The following is a 26,397-nucleotide window of genomic DNA, read 5'->3' on the forward strand; positions in this document are numbered from 1 at the left end:
ACTTACTCCCTCCATAAAGGTTATGAAGAGCTAAAATTATCAAATTTCTTGGGAATGTTCGTGACCCTGAAAAAATAATAAGTGTAGTCGATTCTGCAACAAGCTTATTGAGACCTAATATGAATGGTAACGATATATTTGATTTGCTCAGAATTCTTATCAGCATCAGTGACTCTACAATAAGAGATTGCGTAGTAACATATGCAAAAAACTTACTTGCAGAAAACGTAGGTAAAGAAAAAGTAGATGCCGTTATTGGCAGACTTGCTAAAATTTATCACCACTTAATAAATGGAGATGTAATAAATGCCGCGAAAGGATTATTTACGCCAGGGATGGACGCTGATGATAAGGTGCGGATTCTTGGAGCTTTGTGTTGTATTGATAACCTTAAGGTAAGAGAAGCTGCAATAAAATGGTGCTCAAAGCACCTGGATAAGTATAGTAAGTATGACCATGCTAATGTTATTAATACCATTGCAAAAATTTTAGCCAATGTAGAGTCAAATAGAGTGTATCATAATATTTATAGCTTTTTGGACAATACTGGAGAGGCAGGCAAGCGCCAAGACTGGTTAGAAGAAATCATTGTATCTACCTTTAAAAAGAATCCTTCTAATTTTATAGAAATAATAGAAAGCTTAACTTAGGGGAATGTACCTAAGCAGATCTGATAAGTAGTCAGGAAAGAATTAATTTTTGGTGTAACCTTTTAGACTAAGATATCTAACCATTCTTGTCTTCTTCCTTTATTACAGATATGTGTATCCCAATATAGTCACCAAAATTTTAGAATAAAACCTAATTATACTCTGCAATATGCACTTTACCCAACAACATATAATTTCCTAAAAAGCTTAGAATTCTTCTCATTGTAAGTGTGCCAATCAGGTACCAATTTTTAGAGGCTCTCTAAAAAAAGAAGACATCCTTTCTTACAGAAAGTGAATTAGCACTTAAAAATCTCCTAGCTATGCGTAAGTCTATAAAGGAACATGTCTGCGTATTTCTCTTCTAATAAAGGCAAATCCCCAATGAAAAATTATAAAAAGTATTTTGCTACCCTGATGTTGACTCTTTGTTCTAGCTTATCTCTTCATGCCATGGGATCTTCTAATGAGCTTGAAGAGGGTTCTATTTCTCCGCTAATATCTGCGAATTCCCCTGTACTAAGCATTGCTTCTTCTGATGAAGAAATTCTAGAAGATGATACGCTATTTATGCCGCTTGAGGATCAAAGAGAGCAATTTTTGCATGATGAAAATCTGATCCTTGATCATACCACAAAACAATCTTATACGGATACAGGTTTAGAGCCTGTTATTGCGCTGGCTATTGATGGGGGAGGGACGCGTGGTTTGCTCCCAGCACTCAGGCTAAAAGCACTCGAGCAACAATTAGAGAATTTAGGATTTAATGTTCCGCTTTATAAAGTTTTTGATCTTATAGGTGGTGCGTCAATTGGAGGAATTATAGGTGGAGGATTGGGAATGGGTCTATCCCCTGATGATCTGGTTGGTTTTTTCCTTAAACATGGAAAGCGTATATTTCCTACCGGGTTCAGCAAAGTAAAATTAAAATCTTTAGGTGGCGTGAGAGGCTGCAAATATTCTCCTGCACCACTTGAAAGCCTCCTCCAAGAAAAACTAGGATTGGAAAAAACATTTGGGGAAGTTAGTACACGCCTGATTATGACAGCATGTACAACAAAAGGGAAACCAAAATTATTTAAAAGTTTTTCTGAAGAGGATAGCCATTATCCATTGTGGAAAATAGCACGATGCACTTCTGCAGCGCCGACTTATTTCCCTGCTTTCACTTTGGCTGATGAAGACTATATCGATGGTGGCGTGTGGATCAATAACCCTTCTCCTCTAGTAGCGGCGACAATGGTTAAGGAGTTTCATAGCGGTACTTTTTCTCCCAACAACCTATATATGCTTTCTTTAGGAACGGGTGATATGAGTTTGCACACAACTTTATCAAAAAACGCTGGGTTTTCTGATGTTGAAGATATAATCAATGTTATCATGCAAAGCAACAGCCAAGGCAATCACGAAACCATGCAGAGTTTCTTAGGAAACAACTATTATCGTGTTAACTGCCTCCTGAACAAAAAAATTGACTTAGCGGCAACAGACAAAGAAACCATGGAATGGTTACAGCAATGCGCAGAGCATGGATCAGCAGCCAAAAAGATAATCAGTGAGTTTGCTGAAAAGGTTGTAGACATTCATAGAACACGTCTCTAAAAATGATCTCCTTCTTACGCCTTAACCTATTTGGGTGTCTATGGTGTTTATGGCTTGTAGGGGTCTCTCCTCTACAAGCCATGGAACCTCCTAAGGATCCGGAAGTGCATGATTTATACCAAGGGCAAGGCCCTGACTATATTACTAAGTCAGAGACATTTGTAATCGGGACTTCAAAACTTAAATATAGTTTTTGTTATCAACCTGGAAGGATTTCTTTAACTGAAGAAGATAAAGAACAGCGAGAGAGGCTCCCTTCTACTCCTTATCCTTATGTAATTCAAGAGGGATTAGTAGCAAAAGTCACGACGGAGGAACCAGAGTTCTATAAACAAAGTGGTTCTTCAACATCTGATACACGTCTTGAGGTTAAAGATCCATCTCAGTGGCCTCATTGTGTGCATGGTCATTTAATGATGCGTTTTGGGGAGGAAGAGAGCATAGTTGTCGGCTCGGGTATTTTGGTCGGGCCTAACCATGTATTAACGGCAGCCCACAATCTCCATAACCATAATAAAAAAGGCAAATGGGCAAGTGAAGTATGGTTTAGCCCCGGCAGAAAAGGGGATCAATTCCCATTTAGACGCATTAAAGGAAAAATTCTTCTTTGCGCTAAAGAATGGATAGATCAATCCCGTAAAAAAGATGATTATGATCTTGGTATGGTTATCCTGAATCGGGCCATAGGAAATAAAACAGGATGGTCAGGCCTTCTTTATGCCCCTGATATTTACTTTGAGAAATGGGAAATCACCGTAACGGGTTACCCGGGAGAGAAGGGGGGCAAAGATTATTACTCGACTCAAATGTGGGAAAAAACAAGTCGGGTCAAAGAGGGATGGTTTACTCGTGAAACAATCTATTATGAAATTCCCACCTCTTTTGGGCAAAGTGGAGGCGCCATTTGGCGCTTATGGCCAAGCTCTTTTTCTGGTTCTAAACTCAGCCTTTTTACAATAGGTATCCATACTGATGGAAATCTTAGTGGGAAAAACAAAGGAGTACGCCTTACAAAAGATAAATTTGATCGGATTGTAGGCTGGATAAAAGCTCATCATTTACCGAAGGCTGCTTGTTACAGTATTCCAGAACCAGCATTGGTGGCTCTTAAGCATATGGGCGAAGAGAGAGAAGAAAATGATTGGTGGAATAAAGGAAAACGCTATTTTGATAAACAAGAATATAATAAAGCTTTTACATGTTTTTTTTATGCTGCTAGGAAAGCTGGAGACAATATACCAGACCATATATTGCTTGAATTAGCAAGATGTTACCGCGAAGAGAAAGGAACCGTACAAAATTATCTGGAAGCATTTAACCTTTACATCCAAACAGAAAGCCTTCGAAACTCTCCTGCAGTCATGTTTTTAATTGGAGAGTCTTATCTTAAGGGGTTGGGAGTTCCAAAAAATATTTCTAGTGGAGAACATTTCCTTCGAATGGCTGCCGAAGCAAATGATATAAACGCAATTAACGAATTATATCTTCTTCATTCCACCCCAGGTCATTACCATGCTCCATATAAGGCAGAGGAGTATTTGAAGCAAGCACATGCTCTTGGAAAAAATCTTTCCCTTACATCAAGGCAGGAGGAGAGCCCTGCCAATTCTCCACATGAGTCGCATACACAAAACAAAGGGAAAGAAAAGAAAATAGACACCGAAGCCGAGGAAGAAATAAAGGAAGATGCACATATTAGTGTATCAGAACAACCCTTAGAAGAACCGCCAGAGGCTCCCCGACCTGCATCCTTTTTTAGTCTAGAAAACTTTACTGTTAACTGGAAAAATGTATTGAAAGCGATATGCGTTATGCCAGTTGTTATACTGGTTGCTATATTGGCAGTTTCTCATATTCCGTCTCATTCCGACGCTCCCGTGTTTCCTCCGCAAACATTTGAAACTCCTCCTGCAATAACACAGTCTGTGTCTCCAGTACCTCCTCCGGGATTGATATTTTCTCCTAACGGCTCATTCACTAACACTTCAGGAGGCATTATCTCCATCATACCACCAAGCAGTACTCTTAAAATCTTATCGGATGAAGCTCTTTTAAACCGCACACTTGATTCCTGGGGATTGCGTTTCAATGATTCATTAGTACCGTTCGATCTGCCTGGATTTAGTCATGGTCCTTATTTTATTGAAAGCGTGCCTTGGGGAAATGATGAGAGTTATCTTTTACAGCTTGGAAATAAACTTCATGCTAAAAAAGATTTTACCCCATTAACGGGTGATAAATCTAGCCAAGTCGCTCTTACTGGCCTAGGAGGGAGTGGCAAAACTTCTCTTGCCTTAGCTTATGCTTATCTAGCACAAGATCGCCAACTTTATGAAGTCATTTGTTGGATTAAGGTAGTAGACAGGGATTCTGTCATTGATAAATATATAGATCTAGTAAAGGAATTAGATAAATCTATACAGCCTGAAAGAGATGCGCAAAAGCTTTTAGGATATTTGAAAAATGCTTTAAAAGGAAAAAAAGTACTATGGGTGTATGATAATGTCCCCAACAAAAAGGTCCTTCAAGATCTTCTTCCTTCAAGAGGCCACATCATCATTACTTCACGCCTTAGGAAAGAAGCGACAAACTGGGGAGATAGCCTGGAAATTAAAGGATTTAGCATTGAAGAATCTGTTGAATATTTATTTAATAGGATTGAGCGCATTACAAAAAATGATAATAATACCCCTTTGGCTGAAAAACTAGCAAAGGAATTGCAATGCTTTCCCTTAGCCCTAGCCCAAGCTGCCAGTTTTATTCAAAGGACGCCAAACGGTTTTGGCGAGTATCTTAAGCTCTTCGAAAAGAATGGTAGCCGAATGCTAGATATAGATATGGGAGACCCACAAAGTAGCTATGAACACACCGTTGCAACTACCTGGAAGATAACCATAGATAATATGCCTCAGCTTTCCAAGGACCTTATGTCATATTTTTCTTATCTTAATGCTGATGATATCCCTGTTTCTTTATTCAAAGACTCCTCTATTTACCGGGATAGAGAGATAGAAATAGATAAAGCTCTTATGGACCTCTTTGATTATTCGATGATTGAATATAACACTCTTGGGCATGTTTCACTTCATCGGTTAGTTCAGAAAGTCCAACAAGACGAATATAAAAAAGCAAATAAAAGCCAAGAGATTCTTCAGAAGATTTACCCACTTTTCCTAGAAAGGGTCCCCAGCTTATTCAATTCTGATTTTGACGATTTAGATGCCATGAAAGAAGTTTTTAAATATGCATTACATCTTAGGTCCTTACTAGCGCATTCGGAGCGTTTGAAAATTAATGATCTAAATAACTTTGATTGTCAGCGCATAGTGTGGGTACAAAGGGCTCTATATATTGCTTTTAAGTCTTTTGTAGAAAATAATTTACCTAAAAAGAATAATAATGAAGGTAGATTAGACCATATTGACCAAAAATTTTTATTTTATTCATTAAATACAACCTCTGAAAGCTTAGACTGGTTGTTAATAGCTAGTCAAGACGCACACCCTAGTTTTCAAATAGTTTTAGGCAACATGCTTCTTTGGGGGAGCGGCACCGAACCTAATCTCAATCTTGCCTTCAAACTGTACAATGAAGCAGTTAAAAAGGGTTACCCAAAAGCCCTCTACAATTGTGCACTTATGTATCTTCATGGTGTTGGGGTATATAAAGATTATATTAGCGGATTAATTCATGCTCACAATGCAGCAAGAAAAGGCTATGTACATGCCCAATTTCTTCTTGGAGATATATATAAAAAAGGCGAAATTGTTCCTAAAGATATGAAAGAGGCATTCAAATGGTATTATGAAGCCGCTCAACAAGGCCATCCAGAAGCTCAGTATATTATTGGATTGATGTACTGCATAGGTGAAGAAGGGGTTGTTCAGCAAGACCTTACAAGGGCATTAGAATGGTTCTGCAAAGCAGCTTACCAAGGGCATATACAGGCTAGCCAAGTTATACACGAATGGGAAAGACTAAATTACAGTGTAACAGACGAATTACCTCAGCTTATTTATGAAGAGCAATAAAGGAGCGGCTGGGAGTATTCGACTAACGGTGTCAGCGGTTTAAATTAAGCTCTAATTTGAGCCTGCCTTCAAAGTAAATGGAAAGCTGAGAAATGGCCAAGGCCCAATTTGACAAGGGTATGGACCATTTTTTAGCAATCTTCTGGCACGCACACAGTACACCAGCTTGAACAGAGCATTTTCACTTGTAAAAGCACCTTTTGTTTTCGTAAATTTGCGCAATCCACGATGAAAACCTTCGATTGCATTCGTCATATAAATCAGGCGGCGTATGGGCTCTGAATAACAGAAATAGTGGCTCAACTATTCCCAATTATCTTGCCAAAACTTAATAACCATAGAGTATTTAGATCCCCACTTTTTTTCAAGCTCGTCCACGTGTTTTTCAGCAATGTCTTTGTTTGGTGCTTGATAGATAAGTTTTAAATCGCCCACAAATTCTTTTTGATTTTTACTGGCTACATATCTAAGAGAATGACGAATTTGATGCACCACGTGCAACTGCACCTGGGTATGAGGAAAAGCCCCTTGAATCGCTTGAGGAAATCCCGTAAGTCCATCCACACAAGCAATCAAGATGTCTTACGCCACGTTGCTTAAGCTCGTTCAACACGCCTAGCCAGAAATGGGCGCCTTCTGATTCTGAAAACTAAATAAAGTTGTAGCTTGAATTTAAGTTTTCTTGCTTTAAGGAGTTATAAGGCCCCGCCAACTTGTTTAGAGAATAGGGAATATTTAAACCCGGTTTTTGAGGATGTGCTGATCTATCAGATTTGGCGATTTCGTATATATTATTTTTTCGTACAAAAGCCCTGGGAGTGCAGCAGGCACTTGAGCACCTTCGGGAAGGCGATACACTAAAGCTAATCCCATGGAAAAAGAGGAGGGAATTTTATCCTTTCATTAAAGTAATAAGTAGCTTATTTATGTGAAAAACATGCCCTATTCAAGGGTAATAAAAATAATAAGTTAAGCGAGCATAATAATGAAATCTTTTTCTTGTCTTCTTTTAATCTGTTCCCTCCTTATTTTAAACTTGAACGCTATGGAAAAAGAGGATGACCTCCAGGATGACCTTCCTCCTCCCCGTAAGAAAATGAGATTAAATCCCACCAGCGAGAAAGAAAAAGTTTACAGTGAGACGACTTCTTTTGAACAGTTACCACCCAAAGGGATTGAAAACTTTGAAAGAGTGAAATGGTTCACTCAGGCTGCTGAGCAAGGCGACTCTGAAGCTCAATTTAACCTTGGTGTAATGTATGAGCAAGGCCGTGCAGGAATACCTAAAGGGCCAGAAGCCGATCAGCAAGCTGTTAAGTGGTACACGAAGGCTGCTGAGCAAGGCCATGCTCCTGCTCAAAATAAGCTTGGGATAATGTATGAGTGCGGCCTTGTAGGAATACCTAAAGGAGAAGAAGCGAATCAGCAAGCTGTTAAGTGGCACACGAAGGCTGCTGAGCAAGGTCATGCTCCTGCTCAAAATAAGCTTGGGATAATGTATTATCAAGGCCGTGCAGGAATACCTCAAGGAGAAGAAGCCGATCATCACGCTGTCAAATGGTTCACTCAGGCTGCTGAGCAAGGTAATGCTCCTGCTCAAAGTATCCTTGGGGGAATGTATGAGCAAGGCCGTGGAGGAATACCTAAAGGGCCAGAAGCCGATCATCACGCTGTTAAGTGGTACACGAAGGCTGCTGAGCAAGGTCATGCTCTTGCTCAAAATAAGCTTGGGATAATGTATGAGCAAGGCCATGCAGGAATACCTAAAGGAGAAGAAGCCGATCAGCAAGCTGTCAAGTGGAACACGAAGGCTGCTGAGCAAGGTCATGCTCTTGCTCAATGTATCCTTGGGGGAATGTATCGAGAAGGCCGTGCAGGAATACCTAAAGGAGAAGAAGCCGATCAGCAAGCTGTCAAATGGTACACCAAAGCTGCTGAACAAGGCGACTCTGAAGCTCAGTTTAGCCTTGGGATAATGTATGAGCAAGGCCATGCAAGAATACCCCAAGGACCAGAAGCCGATCAGCAAGCTGTCAAATGGTACACCAAAGCTGCTGAGCAAGATAATGCTATGGCTCAAAATAAGCTTGGGTTAATGTATGTGCAAGGCCGTGCAGGAATACCTCAAGGGCCAGAAGCCGATCAGCAAGCTGTCAAGTGGTACACGAAGGCTGCTGAGCAAGGTCATGCTCCTGCTCAATTTAACCTTGGGGCAATGTATGAGTACGGCCGTGCAGGAATACCTCAAGGGCCAGAAGCCGATCAGCAAGCTGTCAAGTGGTACACGAAGGCTGCTGAGCAAGGTCATGCTATGGCTCAATATTTCCTTGGGTTAAGGTATGGGCAAGGCCGTGCAGGAATACCTAAAGGAGAAGAAGCCGATCAGCAAGCTGTCAAGTGGATCACGAAGGCTGCTGAGCAAGGTCATGCTCCTGCTCAAATAAACCTTGGGTTAATATATGAGACCGGAAGAGGAGTGACTCAAAATTATCAACAAGCCGTGAAGATGTATACCTCAGCACTAAAACTAAACCCAAAACTCCCACAAGCAAAACAATCCCTTCAGTCCTTTTTTACTTGTGACTTAACCAACTACAATCCCACCCCAACACTAGAAGGATCACAGACAGATATAGAAAATCTAAAAGAAAGTTTAGAAAGCTTAAAGGATCACCATATCTTTCTAGAAGGTTTTGCGGGCGGTGGTTTTGGCCATGGTTTTGGTGAGAATTCTTCTCTTAGAGCTTTGAGCCACCAAATTGGCAATCTGAGTGATGTTTATATAAAGTTAGTGACCCAAATTAATGAGCCTGGATTTTTGATTAGCTGCCTTAAGATGAACCCTACGGCACCAACTCCTTCTCTGGAAATGGTTGCCAACAAAAAAAGCATCGCTGACTTATATTTTAAACTGAGAGAGGACTTGCCACCCTATCTTTGCTTAACTTCACCTGATATGGTTAACCTTCTAAAATCAGCAAAACTTCATAAGAAATTAGAAGAATTATATGGGGTTTATGAAAGTTCAATCACCATTTTGCAGGAGATTTTGACTTCTACAACACCTCAACGTGATATTGATAAAAAAATGGAGGATATTTTGTTAGGCCTAAAATATGCAAAAGAAAGCCAACATAATTTTTTGAAAGCATTTTTAGAGCCATACTATGCCGCTAATGAGGAATCAGAAAAAAGGCTCGCTTTACAAGAAATCATAAAAAAACTAAAGGAGCACCGTAATACTTTGCAAGATCAGAGGGAGCTTTGTAAAGAAATTAATTCGATGATTCTTGGTATAATTAAGGAATCTGAAACTTATCGTAATCACCTCTTTATCACAAGAATATGGAATGGATGAACTATTATATAGATTAGCTTTCCGGTACAACTCCTTGCTAGCTTATAGAAAAGAAGCAAACAAAAAATAGTAACGAAGAGGAAATTGCTACATTAAAAAACTACTTGGTGGCTAATCTGCAGGCATCGTCATCAACTATGTTTGCAGAGATTTAAGTTTAGCATTAGCAATGATAACGATTTTACGCATAAGAGCCGTCAAAGCGACCATTTTCTTTTTACCTCTTTTGATAAGATTTTCATAGAAAGCCTTAAGAGGACTATCGGTTCTTCTAGCTGTCATAGCGGCCATAAAGAGGATGCGCTTAACATCGGTTCTGCCCCCTTTTGTTCTTCTATAGCCCACTGTTTTCCCACTTCATAAGGGTGAGGTGCTAATCCTGCAAGGTTGGCTATTTGGCGTCGATTAAGAGTTCCTAATTCGGGAAGTAATCCTAAAAGAGTGGTGGCTACGATAGGACCTACCCCTGCAATCTTCTGAAGAGTTTGATAGCGTTGGTTAAGAACAGGATCAGTCTGGAGAAATTTCTGCAAAATGTCGTCAATTTCAGTGATTTGTGTTTCCAAGCAAAGGATAAGAGCTTGATAACTTTTGAGGATGATTTTACTCGCTGGTAGCTGAAGACGATTCTTTTCTTGACCAAGCATTTGTTTAAGGTCAAGGCGCCGCTGATCATAATGTGGCTACAGTTTACCGGACAGTATACATGAGATAATCTCAAAGAAAGAAAGTCCGGAAAAATGTCCGATAAGAAACTCAATTTCTATCCATCAGAATTTAAAGAATCAGCTGTTAAGTTAGCCATTGAATCAGACCATCCCATAGCTCAAACAGCAAAAGATTTAGGCATTAATGTCAATACCTTGCATACATGGATTAGTAAATATTCTAAACCCAAAGAGGAAGCGATGCACACGAGCAATCATCATTTTGATGAAATAAAGCAATTGAAGAAAGAGTTAGCTCGGGTGACGCAGGAGCGCGATCTATTAAAAAAGGCTGCCGCGTACTTTGCCAAAGAATCCCTCTAAGGTACGCGTGGATTAAAAGTCATGAGGGCAGTTTCCCTATTTCAGTGATGTGTCAATTTATGAAAGTCTCTCGCAGCGGTTACTATGAATGGCTAACGAGACCGGAATCTGACAGGCAAAAACAAGATGAGACATTACTTGAAATCATTGATTCCCTTTTTAAAGAAGGGCGCAGCACCTATGGAACGTGGCGGCTTAAAAGGAAATTAGCTCAGCAGAATAAGATTGTCAGTCGGCGTCAGATTGGTCGATTAATGGCGCAAAGTGGCAAAACGGAAATTTAAGACGACGACTGATTCAAAACATACCAATTTTATCTCGCCTAACCTATTGGAACGACAGTTTAATGTTGCTCAGCGAAACCGCTATTGGGTAGGGGATATAACGTATATCCCAACAGAAGAAGGTTGGCTCTATCTAGCCGTCGTCATGGATCTTTATTCTCGGCAAATCGTTGGTTGGTCTATGAGTAATAGTATGAAAGCTGAGTTGGTTAACAATGCTTTGCTCCTGGCTATTTGGAAGCGAAAACCAGCTAAAGGTCTCATCTGGAATACTGATCGGGGAAGTCAATATGCCTCAGATAGCCACCGCAACATTCTGTGTGACCATGGCATATTGCAGAGCATGAGCGGTAAAGGAAACTGCTGGGACAATGCTGTTGCAGAAAGTTTCTTCCATACTGTGAAAACAGAGCTAACCCATCATTGCAAATTTAAAAACAGAGAGGAAGCCAAGCAGATGATATTTGAGTATATTGAGCTATTTTATAACCGAATCAGAATCCATTCGGCAAATAATTATTTGTCCCCAGTAGGTTATGAAATTAGGCAAAAATCTGCTTAACAACTTGTCCGGTAAACTATTGACACATCAGGGGCGTCATTCTTGATGGAAAGCCGAGGCCTATCTACTCGTCATCATTCGGGATATTCGGGCTATATGGTTGGGTATATAAAACATTATTAATTGTCTCTACGGGGGCACGGGCAATAGTAAAAAAAACACTTTTTTATATTGTTGAAATGAAGAATTACAATTACAGAAAAGGAAACGTTATAGGAAATAACTATAAGAAAATTAAGGCTATATTATTGATGAGTACAATAAATCTTTGTTGGCAAGTCCCAACTTTGGCAATGGATAATCCCAATCCTATGGGTAAAATAGTAGCCGATCATGAGGATTGCCACCTGCAAAGGCAATTGCTTCTAATCAAACAACGCATAGGGGAAGATACATCATCTGAGAATCTAGCTGTAGAGGCTTTGGTGGTTGATCAAGGAATGCAACCATTGCTTGCCATAGAGCCCCTTAATAATTCCCCAAGCTCTAACTTTACTGAAAGTGCTGTCTATACTACCGGAAATAACCCTTTTGAATGGGTTCCAACTGAAATATATTATCAAATTTTTCAGTTTCTAGATTCACATTCAGCCAAGCAAGCTGCATTGACTTGTCATGCCTTTAATGATTTGGAAAAATTAACAAGAAGACAGTTAAAGGTCAATACTTTGATCACAAATGAGAAGCTCATAGAAATTGCAGCAAAGTACCTAAACCTCACCTCATTGGATCTGGCAGGGTGTAGACAAATCACGGATGCAGCTCTTATCAAGGTGGCTGAGAGTTGCCCAAACCTCACCTGACTGAGTCTGTCGTTGCGTGGCCAGATCACGGATGCAGCCATCATTAAGGTGGCTAAGATGCGTCCAAATCTTAAAATCAATCGATAAGGCACTAAAAACCTTTCTGATAGCTGTGATCTTGTAACCATTTAATTGGTAGTTTAAAGAGAAACAGCTTGTTGTTTGTTCCAATGCAAGGAAGCGTCAAGTTAACGTAGGCAAGAAATCTCTATAGTGATAGAAATGGGAAAAAGGTTTAAGGGTTGAAGCATGACATTAACAGCCGTTCCTCGTTGTCATCGATTTCCTATTTCCATTATTAGCCAAGCTGTATGGATTTATCATCGGTTTAACAACATCTATCGAGATATTGAGGAACAGATGGCTTACCGTGGGTTTCAAGTCTCTTATGAAACGATTCGTTCTTGGAGTATTAAATTTTCAAGCCATTTCAGAAACGTTATTAAAAAGCGAGAGAGAAAACCTTCGGATAAGTGGCACCTTGACGAAATGACAGTGAAGGTCAATGGAGAGATATTTATCTTGTGGCGTGCCGTGGATTGTGAGGGATATGAACTGGATGTCTTTCTTCAGAAACGTCGGAATAAGAAAGCGGCAATTCGGTTTTTAAGCCGGTTATTAGACAGTTATCCTACCCCTAGAGTCATTGTCACAGATAAATTGAAAAGCTACAAAAAACCAATACAAGCTATGTGTCGAGGAACTCAACACCGATCCCATAAAGGATTAAACAATCGAGCTGAAAATGCTCATTTACCTACACGCCGTAAAGAAAAACGTTTGATTAAGTTTAAAATCCCCTCAGGGTGTGCAGAGAACATTAGCCATTATGGGAAAAGTTCGTAATCTTTTTGCCATAGGGGTGGGGCGATATTTGAAAAAAGCATCTGAGAGAAGAGATGCTTTTAGAGCCGCTTGCACCATCTGGCCTGAGGCGGCTCAAGGCCTCCTTCGCGTCTAATGAGTCCATTTGAGAATATCTTTTGCATCTTCGATAGTTAACTTGACGCTTCCCAGAATTCCATTCATAACAGCTCTGGTCTCAACAGATCGCGGGCGGCCTTTACCAACTTTTTGTTCTAATTGATCTTTAATTAAGGCCCATTGAGATGCTGTTAAATCACTTGAATAATCTTGATCTTGATTCATTATAATCCTCTCACTTTGTATAATCTAAGTGATAGGAATCTATCATAGTTTAGTCTGAAATCTATTTTTTGGACAGGCTCTAATGCAAGATGATGGAATAACCAAGATGCTGAATTGCATCTTGGATACTTCATCCTGAATACTTTTACCAAACTTGGTATGCCTAAATCTGCTAAAATGTAGCAAGTTTGGGGAAAAGGGAGAGTTCTATCCTTACTCTACATTTATGCAACAACGCCAGGCAACTCAATAGCTTCTTTAACCTTTCTAATCTACTGATTTACTTCTACTTTCTCTGGCAAGATTCACAAGAGCGTCCATCTTATAAGGTACTTTATCAGCAATATTTTGTACTATACGATCGATCCATAACAATTTCTCTGGCCCTGTAACAACTAATGTATTAGAAAGCAGCAGCCCCTCAGGTGTTTCTTCTATAACATGAGTATCGTACATCTCGGCACCAGGGAAGGTTGTGCAGTCTGTAAATTTCCGACCTTCTTTAACCTCAGTAAGTACTATCTTAACTGGATTGCCACCTTTTGGTTTTAACATAAAAAAGTTCCCAACCTCGAATGGGCCTTCCATTTTGGAATAATCGATTCCTTTGTTCCATTGTGGCCAGGTGTTAACGTCTTTCCATAAATGCCATATGTCTTCTTTGTTTACATCTGAATAAAGTTTGCTAAATGATCTTGTCCACATCGTCTCCTCTGTAGCTTTTGTAACTGTAGTGAAAGAAATTAGTAAGGATAAAAAACTAAAAATTTTGAAAATAGCTGTCATTTTCATTCTCCATAAAATTTATATTAATCAATTAATTTAACCATTTTTGGATACATTAAGGGAGTATACCCTATTTATGTATACAAATATACTATATACAAGTTTACTAAATAGTCAATAACATTTCTATCCATATTTGCATAGACTCCACCAATTTATTGATAAAATTTGAAAATCAGCTTTCTACACCTGCAACATTTCTACCTATATTTGATAAGTATCGGGTGGATCTCCGTTTATTCTATGGTGTTTTTCAGCTATTAGCTGATAAGCACTTCATGGTGTGCTGTCAGCGCGCACTTATTTTCTATTTATTTGCCATTTCCATCAATCATCAACTATCTGCAACTAATTTTTTCAAAATCTGGATCAATAACTGTTTATCGCGTTCTAATACTTTTCCAAAGAATTCAGCATCAATTTTTTCTACGATGGGAACTAGTTGATATACCAAATCTTTTCCTTTATCTGTGAGAAATACACTTTTGGCACGGGTGTCTGTTTTAAGTTCAAATCGGTGTACCAACCCTTGAGCAACCAGCTTCTTAAGAGATTTAGACACTGTCATTTTATCGAGCTTGGACCAATTTATAATGAGGGTTTGTGTCGTATCATAGTTATGCGCTTTAAACCACAGGAGAAGTGCCATTATTACAAATTGGGAATGAGAAATATTATACGGATCTAACGCTTTCTTAATGAGCCGCTGCCAAATAATGGTTGCTTGCCATAGCGAAAACCCAGGACTATCTTCTGGCCTATCGAAACCAAATGGTGGATCAAACATGCCTATTATCCTCCGCAAAATTTACAAGGCCATCAATTTTATCAAGTATTTTATCAGTAATGCTTTGTTCCATGAAATTAATCCATAATAATTTCTGTGATCTTATATAACAAGCAGTGGTTCCGTCAACTTGTTGAGTTGAGTAAGGAAGAGATGTAGAGTTCTCTGTTAAAAATAGCATTTTTCTCATGAGGCAATGCGCTAATGTTACTGCCCAATGGCGTTATTATCTCTCAAGCCATCCTGCTAACCACCAACAATTGCCAGATTATATCCACAACCATTGGGGCGTTGAAAACAAGCTTCATTGGGTCTTGGATGTCCATTTAAAAGAAGACGATGATCGCAAAGCAGAGCGCCAAAGTGCCAAAGCATTTGCCATTCTTAAACGCATGAGCTTGAACATTATTCGTTCCAAGGATGGCTAAACAAAGGGCAGTTTGCGAGGTAAATTTAAAAAAGCTGACTGGGATACTGACTATTTGTTAAGCCTATTGGTCTAGAAACAAAGCTTTCTATTGAACGATGATGCGGGGAAATTTCTTAAGGTTACCCGTATGTTTAACTCACATTAATAACGCTTTAAATACAAATTATAAGCCCTCAATTTTAATAGCTGGGAGCCATTTTAACGTTTTTAATGATAACCTACCCTATTTTTCATCCTAACCATAGAACTGGGCAAACATCAATTGGTTTCATGCAATTGCCCTGCTACTCACATGGGTGGATTTACTCATTTAACCGCCTCCAAAATAGGGGGGCTAACTTTCTACTGGTTGCTAGTTTGGGGGAAGGAGAAAATTGTTGAAAATGCGAGAGAAACCAATACATTAAAAGCCCCGTAATTTTTTGTAATTTCAAAGTGCTAATATGAAGATTGACCGGCATTCCCCTAAAAAATCTAGGATTCCTGTACAGCTGACGCAAAAAGAGTTTGATGAATTTATCTGTGAGGCCATTCCAAAACTAAAAAGGGGCCCAGAAGGTAAAGTTCCCAGAAGCAAGATTTTTAACTATATTCTCAAGCTGGTTTACACTGGGGGCCAATGGAAGGAGCTGCCAATTGATAAGGATGAGACTGGTAAACCCAACATCAAAGAAAATACCAGAAACCAAAAGAAAACCAAGCGCGGACGCAAAAGGCTCTACAGCGAAGAAATCTTTGAAAAAAGATCCGAAAACGTCGAGCGAGTCTTTGCCTGGGAGGATAAGTTCAAGCGCCTGTTGATCGGTTTTTTACAAAAAAGAAGAAATGGCTCTAAATAAATATTCATGCACCACAACCCCTTGCCTGCAGGCAATTGGGCCTGCTTTAAGGTTCGCTTGAGCTTTTTTGCACAACCACCAGATGCTATCAATTACTAATTTCGCATGAAGTCAACAGGAATTTATTGGTTAGAATTATCTACTTTATCTTTTTCCATTTATGGGAAATTTTTTATACAAGAATAATAATGGTTTTTTGTTTACTTTTTAGTAAACTCCCTTGCAAGCAAAAAGGAGTATATTGCGTTGGGCACGACATATCCAATATCTGTGCTAGCACTTTATTTTATTCCTTTTTTTCTAGCTTACTACCAAAGCAACATTCCAAAATTTCTTAATCAGATGCTTCCTAATAAAGGAAGACGCCTTATACCTTACACCTTCCTTCTAATACTAAAAAACTTATAGGAAATAATAATGAAGGCTATTCTCCTGGCAGCTGCTGCCCTTAACAAGACAGCCTTAGAAGAACAAGAGCTATGCTTTGCAAAAGGCTATCAAGAAATTAACAATGACTGTTCATCCAAAACTACTTATTAACTACTTTATAGGATACAACTCATGAAACAACGGCACAATAGTCTTCTTACTCTTGCTTTAAGTTTACTTCTTGGTACCAGGGTATGTTGCGTCGCCTCACAGGCAATGGAAAATCCATCAAGTATTGATTTAGCAAATATTACCAGCACATCTTTAAGCCTTAAAGGAAGGAAGATTGGAGATGCTGAGGTGCAGGTATTAGCTAGAAATACCACACTTATCTCCCTGGATTTAAGTGACAACGAGGTTGGAGATGTGGGCGCAAAGTTCTTGGCTAGAAATACTACGCTTACCTCCCTGGATTTAAGTAATAACAAGGTTGGAGATGCGGGTGCACAGTCCTTTGCTAAGAACACTACCCTCACTTCCCTAAATCTAGAAAATAATAATGTTAGAGATACAGGAGCAAGAGCTCTCCTTACCTCTTTAAGAGCTCAAACGAATTTAAGAAAATTATCTTTAAACTGGCCAAGCAGCACTAATAAAGCTGAGGTTAAACGTCTTTTAGATTGCAATAAAGCAATGCTAGAAAACAGCATACGGCAAATTTCTCCCTTTGCATTTCTTGTGTCCCAGCGCGAACAAGAGCTTTCCCTCTCTATGACCGCTCCTACCTCTCAGTCTATAAAAGAAACATCCGTTCCGGCTGTCATTTCTCCAGCATTACCAGACAAACCTTCTGAAACCAAAGTAGATAAGGACAAACAGATATCGGAGTTTATTGCCTCACTTATTAGAAAAGACCCCTCACTTATTAGAAAAGACCCAAGAGTCAGAGCCGAACAGAGACACCGACAAGAAACCATAAGTGCTTCTCAACCTCCAAACTTCGTAACCCCCCCGCGTCGTTTAGACCCTTCTCAGGCAAAAATCCAGCAATTAGAAAAGGAAAAAGTACAGGTTGAGGAAACTCTCTCCTCTGTGATGCAAGCTCACTCTTCTACTATGCAAGCTTATGATGACCTTCTCGAACGGCAAAGCATTCTTGCCACTTCCTATCAACATGTCTTTGAGCTTTTGCAGGAAGCTGCCGGCCAGGAAAATCCCCTTATCCAAATGGCTTTAGGGCTATCTTATCAGTTAGAGCTTGTGCCATCTCCTCGCCCTGCAGTGGCCTTAGAATATTTTGCTAAAGCTTTGGCACAAGGCGAAAGCCGGGCTTTCACCTTTATTCAACAGGAAGCTGAGAAAGGGGAAAAGGAAGCCCAATACCTATTGGGACAAGCCTATGAAAAGGGGCAGAGCACTGAAGAAGACCTCAAACAAGCTGTCACTTGGTATAGTAAAGCTGCCCAACAACACCATTTTCTTGCTCAAAAGCGCCTTACCGCCCTTCAAAGTGTAGAATTGGAAAAAGCTGCCCAAGAAGGCGACCGTCAGGCACAATATGAGCTCGCTCAAGCGTACTACTATGGAAATGGCTTGCCTTTAAATATTGATGAAGGCATTACCTGGTTTAAACGTGCAGCAGAAAATCATCATGCGCCTGCTCAGCTCTTTTTAGCCCGTCTTTACGAAAAAGGTGAACATGTGTCGCAGGATTCCACACAAGCCTGTGAGTGGTATGATAAAGCCCTACAGCAAGGTGAAGAAAAAGCCCTTATTGGCTTGAAGGCCCTTGCCCAGAATGGTTCTATAGAAGCTTGTTATGCTTTAGGCCAAGCGTTTGAGAAAGGGCAAGGAGTTGCCCAAGATCTTCTGCAAGCGCGCCAATGGTATGAAGGTGCAACCTTACAAAACCATGCTCCTTCTTTGTATGCATTAGGGGCTCTGACTGAGGACGGACGCGATCAGAACTTTAACAAAGCAGAGGAGATTCTTGCACTTTATCAGAAGGCTTATACCTACTATGATCAAGCTCAGCATTTAAGTCATCCTCAAGCTACTTTTGCTTTATGGCGAGTAGCGCAAACAAGAGATTCCCTGAAGGATATTAAAACGCCCGAGCTGAGACGCAATCTCTTATTAAAGAAGCTTCAAACCGTCTTGCCTGCCTCTTTAAGCCCTGATGTACTTTATAAGGTGGCGTATTTGGCTGAGATCATGCGCTTGGGGTTCCAGGAAGGACCACAAGAAGCCCTTTTCCAAGCTCTTTATGATTTAGGCCACTTTCCCCGACACAGTCATCAAAGCCGTGCAGTCCTAGACATGCTCATCCATTTAATTAACTCAGAAGAATTCAATGCAGATGCTTTAGATGAGCAGGAAGATAATTTCAGGCTTACGGCCTTAGGACGTATCTGCCGCGGTATTCATCTCATTAAGGAACCCTCATCATTAATAGCTCCTGATCAACTCCCCCCTCGCTTGCGTGTTGCATCCGATGGGATAAGGGATGTGCGTGTGGAGGTTTTCAATTGTTTGTTTAAACAAGATCAAGCCACCAGTCATTGGCCGGCTTTTGAGCAGTCTATCCATCGTCTGTTAGGTTACTTTGATCAAGGCGTCACAGCAGGGAAGATCACTGCAGAGATGCTGTATGATGAAGAGTTTGATGAGCATGGAACCCGTAAGGCTTTAGAAGATTTATTGCGTGGTGGTAAGGTTGGGCGTCCTTCTGCTCGCTTTGCCAACCGGTTGATTCAGATCGAGCCGTTAATCTTGCAACTTGATGAAGGAACACGGTTTGCTCAATTGTCTTCGTGGGCACTTGCAGGTCTTCATTGCAGCACGCGTGCAGAGAAGGAAACGTACGATTTTTATGTCCGTTATATGAGTGAAGGCCAAAACCTTGACAAGGAAGAGTTAAGCCTGGAGATGCGCATTGCCCTAACCTTGGCAGATCTACGTAAGCAACTTATAAGCCGACTTGTTCCTATGGACGAAGTCGAGCGCTTGCATCAGGTGGCGTACTTGGAGAAGAAAGCAGGGCCTCTGCTTGCCTTGGTAGGTGATGCTGAAGCGTTTCAAGACATACATGAAATTATTGTCAAAACTGTCTATAAAAGCTTGTCTCCTGAAGACATCCTGAAACATGTACAAGCCCATTATACGGTTGATAGTATTGCTAACTTTTTAGCTGAGACCATTAATCGGGGCACGCGGTTATCATATACGCACCTTGCGCATGCTTTTGAAGAGCGAAAATCGAGCATCAGCCTTGCAGAGTTTTATGATGAGGAGATCACTACCTTTACTCCTCAAGGGGCTAAAGCTTTATTGTATAGTACAGGGTATTTAGAAGAGGAGCAGATTGAAGATAATCTCCCAGATAAAATTAAGCTTTGGAATGATTTAGCACAAAAAGGCAACCAAGATGCATTGAGAGATTTAATCAAAGTTGCTGAACAAGGAGATGCAACTGCGCAATTCGAGCTTGGACGGATGTATGCGAATGGCCGGGGTGTTACAAAAGACGATGCGGAAGCCGTGAAGTGGTATCGCCTGGCCGCTGACCAGGGATATGCTAATGCTCAATATAACCTGGGAGTTTGTTATGACAATGGCCGTGGCGTTACGAAGGACGATACGGAAGCCGTAAAGTGGTACCGCAAAGCCGCTGACCAGGGATATGCTAATGCTCAAAATAAGCTGGGAACTTGTTATTACCATGGCCAAGGCGTTACGAAGGATGAGACGGAAGCCGTGAAGTGGTACCGCAAAGCCGTTGACCAGGGACATGCTAATGCTCAAAGTAACCTGGGAGTTTGTTATCAAATTGGGCAAGGCGTTACGAAGGATGAGACGGAAGCCGTAAAGTGGTACTGCAAAGCCGCTGACCAGGGAAATGCTGCGGCTCAATATAACCTGGGAGTTTGTTATCAAAATGGTGAAGGCGTGACGAAAGACGATACGGAAGCCGTAAAGTGGTACCGCAAAGCCGCTGACCAGGGACTTGCTGAGGCTCAATTTACCCTGGGATATTGTTATAAAAATGGCGAAGGCGTGACGAAAGACGATACGGAGGCCGTAAAGTGGTACCGCAAAGCCGCTGACCAGGGAAGTGCTTTGGGTCAATATAACCTGGGAGCTTGTTATCAAAATGGCCAAGGCGTGACGAAAGACGATACGGAAGCGGTGAAGTGGTACCGCAAAGCCGCCGACCAGGGAAATGTTGATGCTCAAAATAGCCTGAGATGTTTATAAAAATGACCAAGGCGTGACGAAAGACGATACGGAGGCCGTAAAGTGGTACCGCAAAGCCGCTGACCAGGGACATGCTGAGGCTCAATTTAGCCTGGGATATTGTTATAACAATGGCGAAGGCGTGACGAAAGATTATACGGAAGCCGTAAAGTGGTACTGCAAAGCCGCTGAGGGGCATGCTTGGGCTCAATAACCTGAGATGGGGCACCGTCAACTTAACTAATAGAGGGTAGATTGAGTATGGGAACTGTCAAATTTAGACAGAAAGAAGCTGTAGAGCCGCCTCCAGCCAAATGGCCTTGGCGGCAGAGAAAGAAAGTCGTTGATCTGGTGCTTTATTCTTGTACCGACCAACTTCCACTGAAAAGGTATTGGCCTTCCAGCCACAAACCCTCATTTTTTCTGAGGACTGCTTGAAATCGTTGCTGTGCTTTTCTTTGTCGGGAGATATTTATTTTTCTATCACCAAGATTTTTTATCTCTTTTTTAAAGGGAGAATGGCTATTTTCCTGGAATTAGGTCGCAGTAACTTATGTAACTCAGAAAAAATGAGGGTTTGTGGCTGGAAGGCCTAATATCAGTAACATCAATGATACCCTTATCAAGGAATAAAAATTAATGTTTAACAATCATATCTTACAAACAATTTCTTATCGAATGAAAAATCTTATATTTATTGCAGGAATTTTTTCTATATCTACTCATTTAACTGTGTATGCTTGTGATATTGACCAAGAGGATATTCCCTCTTTAAGAAAACTTTCTGGAAAAGTTATTTTTGAAAAAATCATAATTCAGAACGCTCTTAGTCCTAGTAAGGCAAGCCACAAGCAAGCTGCTCAAGCTACCAAATATCTTCTTTCAACCTATCATGATGATAATATTCGTGGGGCAGTTTTTCCAAGGGAATATAGGGTTCTCCACAAGAATACAACGCTCCTTGGCTTATTACCTTCTATTAATATAAGCCAGCTCAAAGGCAATGAAACTCTTTTCGTGCTCAGTACATTACACTTGAATCCTTTCCTTACAGAACTAAAAGCCAAAAAAATTACAGAATATTATGATATAGAAAAAGACAATATTATAAAATCAGTAGCAATGTTTACAGGACTAACCTCTCTAAATTTGAGGGACAATGGAATAGGACCTGAAGTAAAGTATCTAGTAAATGGATCCCTTATAAACTTAACTTCTCTTGATTTATCTTGTAATATTTTAAAGACAGAAGACGCAAGAACAATAGCAAGTGGTCATCTGAGTGGTCTGACTTATTTAAATTTATCTCGGACCGATATCCATAAAGAAGGGGTTAAATTTCTAGCAAATGGTAATCTTGTTTCCTTAAGGTCCCTTAACTTGGAGGCATGTCGTTGCGGAGAGGAGCTAGGAGAAACATTAGCAACTGGCAATCTTACGAATTTAACGTCTTTAAACTTATGGGATAATTATCTTAGAGATAGGGGAGTAGCAGCCTTAGCAAAGGGCAATTTAAGGGCTTTAACTTCTTTAAGTTTGCCCCATAACTATATTAGCTATCAAGGAGCAAAGGCCTTAGCAAATGGTAATCTTACCGGTTTAAAAGTTTTAAATCTAAAAGATAACCCGGGTATAGAAGGGGAAGGTGCTTGGCATATAGCGAGCGGTAACTTTACAGGTTTAACCTCCCTAAATATGGAATCCTCTTCTCATGATGCTACAACAATTTTAAAAGGAAAACTTCGAGACTTAACTTTCTTAGATTTATCCTGCATTAAAGTCAGCCATGAGGATTTGAAATATATCGCCACAGGTGACTTTATAAAATTACTATCTTTAAGAATGTGTATCAGTGAAATTGATAGTAAAGGAATAGAAATTTTAGCGCGAGGAACTTTCACAGGGCTAACTTCTTTAGACGTATCTTACAATGCCATTGAAAAAAGGGGCGTACAAGCACTAGCATGCGGTAACCTGACATCTTTAACTTCTTTAAAATTAAATAGTAATAAAATTGATACCGAGGGTGCTAAGGATTTAGTAAGTGGCAATCTTAAGGCTTTAAGATATCTTGGTTTAGCAGATAATAACATTAATGCAGCGGCTTTAACAGAACTAGTAAAGGGAAAGCGGCTTTGCTTAAAATTATAGTAAAGAAAGGTTCCGTCATCAACTTGTCTATTTGAAATGATATAAGGTAAGACTTATCAAGATGACTTGATGATCAGAAAAGGACGGCCGTCCTTTTCTGATCGAGGGGGCATATTCGTTATCAACTCGGTTGCTCATAACCGTAACATAGATTGAATTGCCTTCTCTTCGTCTATTTATCGAACAGTTGGTTGAGCTTTTATGCTCGTAGACAAGTAGGATTATGACATGCCCCGTCCCTTTACTGCAACTATTGGAATTGATATATCAAAACAGTATCTGGATCTTTATCACTCAACCCTTAAACAGACTCAGAACTTGTCTGGGAAAAAGGAAACATGTTAAATCCAGAGCAAAAATTAGCTGAATGAGTGTTGACATGTACCCCAGTGATTTAACTGATAAAGAATGGGATTTAATAAAGGATTATTTTAAGCCCAAAGACCCTCGGGGTTGTAAGCCTAAATACAATAAGAGGTTAATTGTTAACACTATTTTTTACTTAAACAAAGGAGGAATCCAGTGGAGAATGCTGCCAAAAGATTATCCACCCTGGAAAACCGTATATGATTATTTTAGAACTTGAAATCATGCAGGTTTATGGGAATCAATACTTGATTGCCTCAATAAAAAGTACCGTCTTCAATAAGGAAGAGCATCGATGCCAAGCTATTCAATTTTAGACCCACAAACTGCCAAGACACATTTTTACGGAGAAGAGTGTGGTTTTGATGGGGAAAAAAGACACATGGTCGTAAACGTCATATAGGAGTTGATGTTTTGGGATGTCTCTTGAGCATTCACTGTCATGCAGCAAATTTATCCGATACTAAAAAAGCCTCTCTTGTTATGGATAGGCTAATTGATAAATATCCATCTATCCAAGCATTTTCAGGAGATGGCGGATATCGTGGAACTGCAGTTGATTATGCGCTTGCCCAACTGAATAGAGCGTTTCACGTTGCTTTGGGGCTCGCAGGAAAGTATGTTCCCTTGTCTATGAGTTGGGTAGTTGACTGAGCTTTTGGATGGATAACAAAAGCTCGTAGGTTGGTCAGGGATTATGAAGTTATTCCTGGTAATCCTGAGAATATGGTGCGTATTTCTATGCTAAAAATTATGCTGGCTAAACTTGGTTAAACTTTTTCCAGACAAGTTCTAAGGGACTAAGTCAAAAACCAACTTCAAGAAATGAATATTGTAGAAGCAAAGAATATAAAATTAAGGCTGTTTTAAAACTCGGTCCCTCTGGAGCCGAGTTCTTTATGGCTGATAAAGGCCAGCTCCTGCTTGCTGAGCAGCTTCTTGTAATTTTTTATCCAAAGTAGCGATTGGCAGTCCAAGGGAAAGTGCTAGATGAAGATAGCAGGTGTCATATGAAGTCAGTTGATGGATTCTTCCTAGTAATACAAGGTCGCTCATAGATGTCGAAGTGGTATCAGCTTCTATTTTTATAGGTAATTGGTTGAGGAGGCGGATAAAATGAAGTATATCAGCTTCTTGAATTCTTTTTCTACGTTCTGCCATCAACAACACATTACTAACCTCAAGCTTCCACAAGGGCGGAACGAGGGCTTTATTTTGTTTCAAAGAAGTCAGAACTAAATCAGCATACGGCGTAGCCTCATTTTCAAAACACCAGGCCATAGTCACGGAACAATCCAAGATGAATACAGAGGTGCTCACTAGCGCCTTCCTTCCTCTTTGAGTTCTGTAACAGGCAATCCAGATAAAGTGTGCTTCTTACGAGTCTCTAAAAGGCTATCAATAATCTCTTGAGTTGCTTGTTTAGGAACGTCTGCAGGGATCAAGATGGCAACAGGAGTATTGTGCTTTGTAATGGTAATGCGATGTCCTTGTTGGACTTGAGTCAGTAGTTGAGATAAATGAGTTTTCGCTTCAAAAGCACTTACGTGTGTCATGTAAGATAAATCCATGAAATCCTCCTATCAATTTTAACTGGTTTAGTACTAGTTAAAGTATAGAGCTAAAAAATAAAAAGTCAAGTGAACATCATCAATTTCTAACTTTTTAAAGTCACTTTTTAATCCTTTAGATTATTTACAATAAATTACTTATTAAGTGACTTTATGGAGATCGTTTAAGGAGCTTCCTAGATCAGTCACGAAACCGGCTGGTTTATAAATCCAAAGCTTGCTTCCTATCAGCCTTTAAGACACGCATATTGCCAATCAGCATAAAAGAGAACTTTCTAAAATGAGGATAAAGGGAAACAGGTTCTTATAAAAATCTTACTCAGCACTATCTTGGTTAAATTGAGATTTAATCTTCTCCAAAATATCCTGATTCTCAAAGATCCAATTTTCTAAGAAGGGTATTTCCACAAAAGGCGTTAGGATAATTTGTCCACTTTCTTCTTTTCTTACGCGATAGCTATTAACACCTTTGGCAATTTCCCATAAATTTATCTCTCCTTTTGAATCATAGCGTAAAATTGATTTTTTCGTTATTTTCCTTACTCCTTTAATGCCTTTTATTTTCATAAATCATAAAACACAAAATGATTATATACAATATAGTGAAATATACTTAATAGGTTTAATTAAAAAGTGGGAATGTGAGATAAATACTACTTTTACTATTTCCCACTTTATTGCATCCAAAGGTGTTTTTCAAAAACGGTCGTTTATGCAACAAATTGAAACACTCCCATATTCAAAGGCTTGCGTGTTGCAAAAACCTGTTGTATAATCAAATTAATTGGCAACACTTATTTGCAACAAAAATTATGTTTATAGGTTATGCCCGCGTCTCTAAAGAAGGTGATCAAGATACAACTGCCCAAGCCCGTACTTTAAAGGAAGCTGGTTGTAAAAAGATATATGAAGAAAAAGCCTCAGGTGGGCGGTGGGATCGGCCACAGCTTCAAAGAATGTTAGAACATCTTCGGGAAGGGGATGTTGTCGTCGTATGGAAGTTGGATCGGCTTTCTCGGTCTTTGAGAGATTTGTTAACTTTTATTGAAAAGTTATCAGATTTATCTGTAGGCTTTATAAGTTTAACAGAGCACATTGATACCACAACTCCTGCAGGGATTATGCTAACTCAAATGTTGGGAAGCTTTGCAGAATTTGAACGAGCAATGATTCGAGAGAGGACAAAAGCAGGCCTTGCTTTGGCACGTGAACAGGGGAGGGTAGGGGGAAGAAAACCTAAATTAGAAACTTCTCAAATTCAAGCTATTCAAACTATGGTAGCTTCTGGCCAAACAAGTGCTGCTGAAGCGGCACGTTTGTTTAATGTTCACCGTTCTACTATATGTAGGATTTTAAGGGGAATAGCAACTAACTTTGACTGAATTTTGCTTA

The 26,397-nt window shown here is 39.9% G+C and carries 23 protein-coding genes and 3 pseudogenes; 16 read left to right on the plus strand and 10 right to left on the minus strand.

Translation table 11 applies throughout. The features are described 5' to 3' along the window. Window positions 1-119 precede the first annotated feature (119 nt). From IG80_RS0107840 to IG80_RS13330, 3 genes are all read left to right on the plus strand, one after another. Entirely contained in the window at window positions 120-650 is a 531-nt protein-coding gene (locus IG80_RS0107840; protein WP_032113533.1) for a hypothetical protein, read from the plus strand. Between the two features lie 384 nt (window positions 651-1,034). Continuing rightward, on the plus strand, window positions 1,035-2,252 hold the full coding sequence (locus IG80_RS0107845) for a patatin-like phospholipase family protein (RefSeq protein WP_198027307.1): 1,218 nt from the start codon (window positions 1,035-1,037) through the stop codon (window positions 2,250-2,252). 2 nt (window positions 2,253-2,254) lie between these two features. Next, window positions 2,255-6,283 (plus strand): NB-ARC domain-containing protein, encoded by a 4,029-nt coding sequence (locus IG80_RS13330; RefSeq protein ID WP_052046253.1) that lies wholly within the window; start codon window positions 2,255-2,257, stop codon window positions 6,281-6,283. Window positions 6,284-6,314: 31 nt separating this feature from the next. Here the strand turns inward: IG80_RS13330 and IG80_RS16235 are convergent. Then, window positions 6,315-6,929: pseudogene (locus IG80_RS16235) on the minus strand (IS256 family transposase); the annotation flags it as partial. 339 nt (window positions 6,930-7,268) lie between these two features. Here IG80_RS16235 and IG80_RS13345 point away from each other — a divergent pair. Further along, on the plus strand, window positions 7,269-9,641 hold the full coding sequence (locus tag IG80_RS13345; protein ID WP_052046256.1) for an SEL1-like repeat protein: 2,373 nt from the start codon (window positions 7,269-7,271) through the stop codon (window positions 9,639-9,641). Window positions 9,642-9,776: 135 nt separating this feature from the next. Here the strand turns inward: IG80_RS13345 and IG80_RS0107865 are convergent, their stop codons facing one another. Further along, the gene (locus tag IG80_RS0107865) at window positions 9,777-9,932 is read right to left on the minus strand and encodes a hypothetical protein (protein ID WP_232224369.1); all 156 of its coding nucleotides are present in this window, start codon (window positions 9,930-9,932) and stop codon (window positions 9,777-9,779) included. 6 nt (window positions 9,933-9,938) lie between these two features. Further along, a pseudogene (locus IG80_RS0107870) lies at window positions 9,939-10,288 on the minus strand (transposase); the annotation flags it as partial. Window positions 10,289-10,381: 93 nt separating this feature from the next. Between IG80_RS0107870 and IG80_RS15100 the strand changes: the two are divergent. The 3 genes and pseudogenes from IG80_RS15100 (at window position 10,382) to IG80_RS14035 (ending at window position 13,167) form a co-directional block, all read left to right on the plus strand. After that, window positions 10,382-11,518: pseudogene (locus IG80_RS15100) on the plus strand (IS3 family transposase). 251 nt (window positions 11,519-11,769) lie between these two features. Next, window positions 11,770-12,321, plus strand: a complete 552-nt coding sequence (locus IG80_RS0107885; protein WP_032113537.1) for an F-box/LRR-repeat protein — start codon at window positions 11,770-11,772, stop codon at window positions 12,319-12,321. 249 nt (window positions 12,322-12,570) lie between these two features. Next, entirely contained in the window at window positions 12,571-13,167 is a 597-nt protein-coding gene (locus IG80_RS14035; RefSeq protein ID WP_232224370.1) for an IS6 family transposase, read from the plus strand. Window positions 13,168-13,278: 111 nt separating this feature from the next. Here the strand turns inward: IG80_RS14035 and IG80_RS0107900 are convergent, their stop codons facing one another. The 3 genes from IG80_RS0107900 to IG80_RS0107910 all read right to left on the minus strand — a co-directional run bounded on the left by IG80_RS0107900 (window position 13,279) and on the right by IG80_RS0107910 (window position 15,043). After that, window positions 13,279-13,470 (minus strand): transposase, encoded by a 192-nt coding sequence (locus IG80_RS0107900; protein WP_032113538.1) that lies wholly within the window; start codon window positions 13,468-13,470, stop codon window positions 13,279-13,281. 267 nt (window positions 13,471-13,737) lie between these two features. Next, a complete protein-coding gene (locus IG80_RS0107905) occupies window positions 13,738-14,256 on the minus strand; it encodes an SRPBCC family protein (protein ID WP_052046257.1) in 519 nt (172 codons plus the stop codon). 334 nt (window positions 14,257-14,590) lie between these two features. Then, a complete protein-coding gene (locus IG80_RS0107910; protein ID WP_032113539.1) occupies window positions 14,591-15,043 on the minus strand; it encodes a MarR family winged helix-turn-helix transcriptional regulator in 453 nt (150 codons plus the stop codon). Between the two features lie 188 nt (window positions 15,044-15,231). On the opposite strand from IG80_RS0107910, the gene IG80_RS0107920 reads away from it, so the two are divergent. From IG80_RS0107920 to IG80_RS16575, 5 genes are all read left to right on the plus strand, one after another. Next, window positions 15,232-15,471 (plus strand): ISAs1 family transposase, encoded by a 240-nt coding sequence (locus tag IG80_RS0107920; protein ID WP_032113541.1) that lies wholly within the window; start codon window positions 15,232-15,234, stop codon window positions 15,469-15,471. A 445-nt stretch (window positions 15,472-15,916) separates the two neighbouring features. After that, window positions 15,917-16,312, plus strand: a complete 396-nt coding sequence (locus IG80_RS0107925) for a hypothetical protein (protein WP_052046258.1) — start codon at window positions 15,917-15,919, stop codon at window positions 16,310-16,312. Between the two features lie 417 nt (window positions 16,313-16,729). Beyond that, complete coding sequence (locus IG80_RS16570; protein WP_269517182.1) at window positions 16,730-16,852, plus strand: hypothetical protein; 123 nt, start codon at window positions 16,730-16,732, stop codon at window positions 16,850-16,852. A 21-nt stretch (window positions 16,853-16,873) separates the two neighbouring features. Beyond that, a complete protein-coding gene (locus IG80_RS15110) occupies window positions 16,874-20,938 on the plus strand; it encodes an SEL1-like repeat protein (protein WP_052046259.1) in 4,065 nt (1,354 codons plus the stop codon). A 13-nt stretch (window positions 20,939-20,951) separates the two neighbouring features. After that, a complete protein-coding gene (locus IG80_RS16575; RefSeq protein WP_052046260.1) occupies window positions 20,952-21,131 on the plus strand; it encodes an SEL1-like repeat protein in 180 nt (59 codons plus the stop codon). 63 nt (window positions 21,132-21,194) lie between these two features. On the opposite strand, the gene IG80_RS16250 is transcribed toward IG80_RS16575, so the two are convergent. Continuing rightward, on the minus strand, window positions 21,195-21,335 hold the full coding sequence (locus IG80_RS16250) for a hypothetical protein (protein ID WP_232224371.1): 141 nt from the start codon (window positions 21,333-21,335) through the stop codon (window positions 21,195-21,197). A 617-nt stretch (window positions 21,336-21,952) separates the two neighbouring features. Here IG80_RS16250 and IG80_RS13360 point away from each other — a divergent pair. From IG80_RS13360 to IG80_RS15755, 3 genes are all read left to right on the plus strand, one after another. Continuing rightward, complete coding sequence (locus tag IG80_RS13360; RefSeq protein ID WP_232224372.1) at window positions 21,953-23,068, plus strand: leucine-rich repeat domain-containing protein; 1,116 nt, start codon at window positions 21,953-21,955, stop codon at window positions 23,066-23,068. A gap of 379 nt (window positions 23,069-23,447) precedes the next feature. Then, entirely contained in the window at window positions 23,448-23,654 is a 207-nt protein-coding gene (locus tag IG80_RS16830) for an IS5 family transposase (RefSeq protein ID WP_052046271.1), read from the plus strand. A 206-nt stretch (window positions 23,655-23,860) separates the two neighbouring features. Further along, on the plus strand, window positions 23,861-24,088 hold the full coding sequence (locus IG80_RS15755; protein ID WP_232224373.1) for a hypothetical protein: 228 nt from the start codon (window positions 23,861-23,863) through the stop codon (window positions 24,086-24,088). A gap of 243 nt (window positions 24,089-24,331) precedes the next feature. Here IG80_RS15755 and IG80_RS0107950 read toward each other — a convergent pair whose 3' ends face one another. The 3 genes from IG80_RS0107950 to IG80_RS0107960 all read right to left on the minus strand — a co-directional run bounded on the left by IG80_RS0107950 (window position 24,332) and on the right by IG80_RS0107960 (window position 25,572). After that, the gene (locus IG80_RS0107950) at window positions 24,332-24,754 is read right to left on the minus strand and encodes a type II toxin-antitoxin system VapC family toxin (protein ID WP_032113542.1); all 423 of its coding nucleotides are present in this window, start codon (window positions 24,752-24,754) and stop codon (window positions 24,332-24,334) included. Then, window positions 24,754-25,005 (minus strand): type II toxin-antitoxin system Phd/YefM family antitoxin, encoded by a 252-nt coding sequence (locus IG80_RS0107955; protein WP_198027309.1) that lies wholly within the window; start codon window positions 25,003-25,005, stop codon window positions 24,754-24,756. The genes IG80_RS0107950 and IG80_RS0107955 overlap by 1 nt, the downstream gene beginning before the upstream one ends. 315 nt (window positions 25,006-25,320) lie before the next feature. Then, the gene (locus tag IG80_RS0107960) at window positions 25,321-25,572 is read right to left on the minus strand and encodes a hypothetical protein (RefSeq protein ID WP_052046263.1); all 252 of its coding nucleotides are present in this window, start codon (window positions 25,570-25,572) and stop codon (window positions 25,321-25,323) included. 245 nt (window positions 25,573-25,817) lie between these two features. Here IG80_RS0107960 and IG80_RS0107970 point away from each other — a divergent pair, with 245 nt between their 5' ends. Further along, window positions 25,818-26,387: a recombinase family protein gene (locus IG80_RS0107970; protein ID WP_032113608.1), complete on the plus strand. Its 570-nt coding sequence runs from the start codon at window positions 25,818-25,820 to the stop codon at window positions 26,385-26,387. Window positions 26,388-26,397: the final 10 nt, after the last annotated feature.

This window comes from Candidatus Paracaedibacter symbiosus, assembly GCF_000757605.1.
Taxonomy (GTDB): Bacteria; Pseudomonadota; Alphaproteobacteria; order Paracaedibacterales; family Paracaedibacteraceae; genus Paracaedibacter_A; species Paracaedibacter_A symbiosus.